At 74.0% G+C, this 2478-nt stretch carries 3 protein-coding genes; 2 read left to right on the top strand and 1 reads right to left on the bottom strand.

The features are described from left to right. Together aroA and BZL64_RS32545 are read left to right on the top strand one after the other, a co-directional pair. Window positions 1-1181: 3-phosphoshikimate 1-carboxyvinyltransferase (gene aroA / locus BZL64_RS32540; protein WP_086772714.1), on the top strand; the 1181-nt coding region annotated here is incomplete at its 5' end. After that, window positions 1178-1810: a GNAT family N-acetyltransferase gene (locus BZL64_RS32545; RefSeq protein ID WP_086772715.1), complete on the top strand. Its 633-nt coding sequence runs from the start codon at window positions 1178-1180 to the stop codon at window positions 1808-1810. The genes aroA and BZL64_RS32545, both read left to right, overlap by 4 nt. A 10-nt stretch (window positions 1811-1820) precedes the next feature. Here the strand turns inward: BZL64_RS32545 and BZL64_RS32550 are convergent. Beyond that, window positions 1821-2478 (bottom strand): LysR substrate-binding domain-containing protein (locus BZL64_RS32550; RefSeq protein ID WP_244205635.1); only part of this gene is annotated, 658 nt, incomplete at its 5' end.

Here is a 2478-nt window from a genome sequence, read left to right on the forward strand (position 1 = left end):
CGGCCGCCGACGGGGTCACCACCCTGCGGCGGCCCTTGAGGTCGGACGACACCGAGGGATTCGCCGAGGGGCTCATCGGGCTCGGCTACCGCGTCGGCCGCACCCCGGACGCCTGGCAGGTCGACGGCCGCCCGCAGGGCCCCGCCGTCCGCGAGGCCGACGTGTACTGCCGTGACGGCGCCACCACCGCGCGCTTCCTGCCCACCCTGGCCGCCGCCGGCCACGGCACCTACCGCTTCGACGCCTCCCCCCAGATGCGCCGCAGGCCCCTGCTGCCGCTGACCCGTGCCCTGCGCGACCTCGGCGTGGACCTGCGGCACGAGGAGGCGGAGGGCCACCACCCGCTGACCGTCGCGGCGGCGGGCGTGGAGGGCGGGGACGTGGTCCTGGACGCCGGCCAGTCCTCCCAGTACCTGACGGCCCTCCTGCTGCTCGGCCCGCTGACCCGCACCGGCCTGCGCATCACGGTCACCGACCTGGTCTCGGCCCCGTACGTGGAGATCACTCTCGCGATGATGCGGGCGTTCGGCGTGGAGGTGGGCCGCGAGGGCGACACGTACGTCGTCCCGCCGGGCGGCTACCGGGCGACGACGTACGAGATCGAGCCCGACGCCTCCACCGCGAGCTATTTCTTCGCGGCGGCGGCGGTCACGCCGGGCGCCGAGGTGACCGTGCCGGGCCTCGGCGAGGGCGCGCTCCAGGGCGACCTGGGCTTCGTGGACGTACTGCGCAGGATGGGCGCGCGGGTGACGGTCGGGGCGGATCGTACGACCGTGCGCGGCACCGGCGAACTCCGCGGCCTGACCGTCAACATGCGGGACGTCTCGGACACGATGCCGACGCTCGCCGCGATCGCCCCGTACGCCTCCGGCCCGGTACGTATCGAGGACGTCGCGAACACGCGCGTGAAGGAGTGCGACCGCCTGGAGGCGTGCGCGTCGAACCTCCGCCGGCTGGGCGTGGAGGTGGCGACGGGCCCCGACTGGATCGAGATCCGCCCCGGCGCCACCCCCGAGGGCGCCAAGATCACGACGTACGGCGACCACCGCATCGTCATGTCCTTCGCGGTGACCGGTCTGCGCACGCCCGGAATATCGTTCGACGACCCCGGCTGCGTCCGCAAGACTTTCCCCGGTTTCCACGAGGCGTTCGCGGAGTTGCGGAAGGACATCGTCGGGTGAGTTTCACCATGCAGGGGCCGGTACTCGAAGGCGCGCTGGTACGTCTGGAGCCGCTGGAACACAGGCACGCGGCCGACCTGGCGGAGGCGGCGGAGGAGCACCGGGGAACATACGCGTACACATGGGTGCCGAGGAAGGACGAGGTCGGCGACTACATCGACGCCCAACTCGCCCGCGCGGCCACCGGCATGCTCGCCCCCTACGCGCAGGTGTCCGTGGCCACCGGCCGGGCGGTCGGCGCCACCGCCTACTGGGAGCCGCGCTCCTGGCTGTCCGACGACACGCTCGACGCCGTGGAGGTCGGCTTCACCTGGCTGGCGCGTTCGGCCCAGGGCACGGGCGTCAACGCCGAGGCCAAACTGCTGCTGTTCCGGCATGCCTTCGAGGTGTGGGGCGTGTCCCGCGTGGACCTGAAGACGGACGCCCGCAACAGCCGTTCCCGCGCGGCCATCGCGAGCGTCGGCGCGAGCCTGGAGGGCGTTCTGCGCAACTGGTCCCGCTCCTGGGCGCCGGGCGAGGAGGCCCGCCTGCGCGACTCGGCGATCTTCTCGATCACGGCGGAGGACTGGCCCGAGCGGCGCGAACAGCTGGAGCGGCGGGTGGCGGGCTACCTGTCCCGCACGACCTGACACCCGACAGTCACCCACGGCCCGCGGTGATCACGGCCGCACTCCGCGCCAACTCCTCCCGCACGGCCGCCAGCACCGGATCGCTCTCCGCCCCGGCCCGTACGGCGACGAAGACGTTCCGCGACGGCGGCTCGCCCTCGGCCGGGCGCAGGGCGAGGGCACGGTGGGCGTACAGGGAGCGGACCAGGCGGGGCACCAGGGCGACGCCCTGGCCCGCCTCGACCAGACCGGCCAGCGCGGCCCAGTCGTTGACGGCGTGCCGGATCTCGGGGGTGAAACCGGACGCCGCGCACACCGAGCGGGTGACCGCCCCGCAGCAGCTCGAACCGCTGCCGACGATCCACGGGTCCCGCGCCAGTTCCCGCAACGGCACCTCGGCCCGGCCCGCGAGCGGATGGTCGGACGGCAGGGCGATGTCCAGGACGTCGGTGAGCAGGTCCGTCCGGCTGTAGCGGGGGTCGGTGTGCGGGGGCGCCGCCGCGAAGTCGACGGCCACGGCCACGTCGGCCTGCCCGCCGTCGAGGGCGGTGAACAGATCCGGCGGCTCGGCCTCGACGACGTCGACGCGCAGTCGGGGGAGGCGTTCGCGCAATGCCCGCAGCGCGGTGGGCAGCAGCCCCAGAATCCCGCTGGAGAAACAGCCGACGGTCACCGACCCCCGCCCGCCC

The sequence above is a fragment of the Streptomyces bobili genome (assembly GCF_002154575.1).
Classification (GTDB): Bacteria; Actinomycetota; Actinomycetes; order Streptomycetales; family Streptomycetaceae; genus Streptomyces; species Streptomyces bobili.